Below are 1,674 nucleotides of genomic sequence, written 5' to 3'. Positions count from 1 at the left end.
TACTCGCTCTTTGCGAGTTCCTTAAAAGGAGGTGATCCAGCCGCACCTTCCGATACGGCTACCTTGTTACGACTTCACCCCAGTCATCGGTTTTACCTTAGGCAGCTGCCCCCTTGCGGTTAGCCCACTGACTTCGGGTACCCCCGACTCCCATGGCGTGACGGGCGGTGTGTACAAGACCCGGGAACGCATTCACCCCGACATTCTGATTCGGGATTACTAGCAACTCCGACTTCATGAGGGCGGGTTGCAGCCCTCAATCCGAACTGAGAATGCTTTTTTGAGATTTGCTCGACCTTGCGGTTTTGCTGCTCTTTGTAGCACCCATTGTAGCACGTGTGTAGCCCAAGACGTAAGGGGCATGATGATTTGACGTCATCCCCACCTTCCTCCGTGTTGTCCACGGCAGTCACGGCAGAGTTGCTAACTTAATATTGCCAACTGCCGTTAAGGGTTGCGCTCGTTGCCGGACTTAACCGAACATCTCACGACACGAGCTGACGACAACCATGCACCACCTGTCTATCCGCCCCGAAGGGAAAACATGTTTCCATGTTCGTCGGACGATGTCAAGTCTTGGTAAGGTTCTTCGCGTTGCTTCGAATTAAACCACATGCTCCGCTGCTTGTGCGGGTCCCCGTCAATTTCTTTGAGTTTCAACCTTGCGGCCGTACTCCCCAGGCGGGATACTTATCGCGTTTGCTTCGAGACAGGAGGAGTTTATACCCCCTTCCTCTAGTATCCATCGTTTAGGGCGTGGACTACCAGGGTATCTAATCCTGTTTGCTCCCCACGCTTTCGAGCCTCAGCGTCAGTTACAGTCCAGTGAGTCGCCTTCGCCTCTGGTGTTCCTCCTAATATCTACGCATTCCACCGCTACACTAGGAATTCCACTCACCTCTCCTGCACTCCAGCCTCACAGTTTTAGATGCAGTTCTACGGTTAAGCCGTAGGATTTCACATCTAACTTACAAGGCCGCCTACACTCCCTTTACGCCCAGTCATTCCGGACAACGCTTGCCCCCTACGTATTACCGCGGCTGCTGGCACGTAGTTAGCCGGGGCTTTCTTACGAGGTACCGTCATTCTTCGTCCCTCGCGACAGAAGTTTACAATCCGAAAACCTTCATCCTTCACGCGGCGTTGCTGGGTCAGGCTTGCGCCCATTGCCCAATATTCCCCACTGCTGCCTCCCGTAGGAGTTTGGACCGTTTCTCAGTTCCAATGTGGCCGATCACCCTCTCAGGTCGGCTACCCATCGTCGCCTTGGTAGGCCGTTACCCTACCAACTAGCTAATGGGACGCGAGCTCATCTCTACCCGTCGGAGCTTTTACCACATGCCCATGCAGGCTCGTGGTCTTATACGGTATTAGCACCTATTTCTAAGTGTTATCCCGTTGGTAGAGGCAGATTGCTCACGCGTTACTCACCCGTCCGCCGCTGACGTATTGCTACGCCCGCTCGACTTGCATGTGTTAAGCACGCCGCCAGCGTTCGTCCTGAGCCAGAATCAAACTCTCAAGTTCTTTGTATATTCACGGCAAATTCCTCTGCCCTAAATACCTTGATTCACGCTCAAAACAATCATCTGACTGTTTTTCCGTTTTTTTAAATTGACTGTTTTTTGTTTTGTGTTTTTAATCTTTCTTGCTTATTTTCCGTTGTCAATGTGC

Annotated in this window: 1 rRNA gene; it reads right to left on the bottom strand. The window is 52.0% G+C overall.

The features are described 5' to 3' along the window. Positions 1–24: 24 nt before the first annotated feature. Positions 25–1,527 (bottom strand): 16S ribosomal RNA (locus NFR62_RS10110). Positions 1,528–1,674: the final 147 nt, after the last annotated feature.

This window comes from Pumilibacter muris (assembly GCF_943193045.1).
Taxonomy (GTDB): Bacteria; Bacillota; Clostridia; order Christensenellales; family Pumilibacteraceae; genus Pumilibacter; species Pumilibacter muris.
Note: the sequence above shows the minus strand (reverse complement) of the source record. Positions and strands in the feature narration are given on the sequence as shown.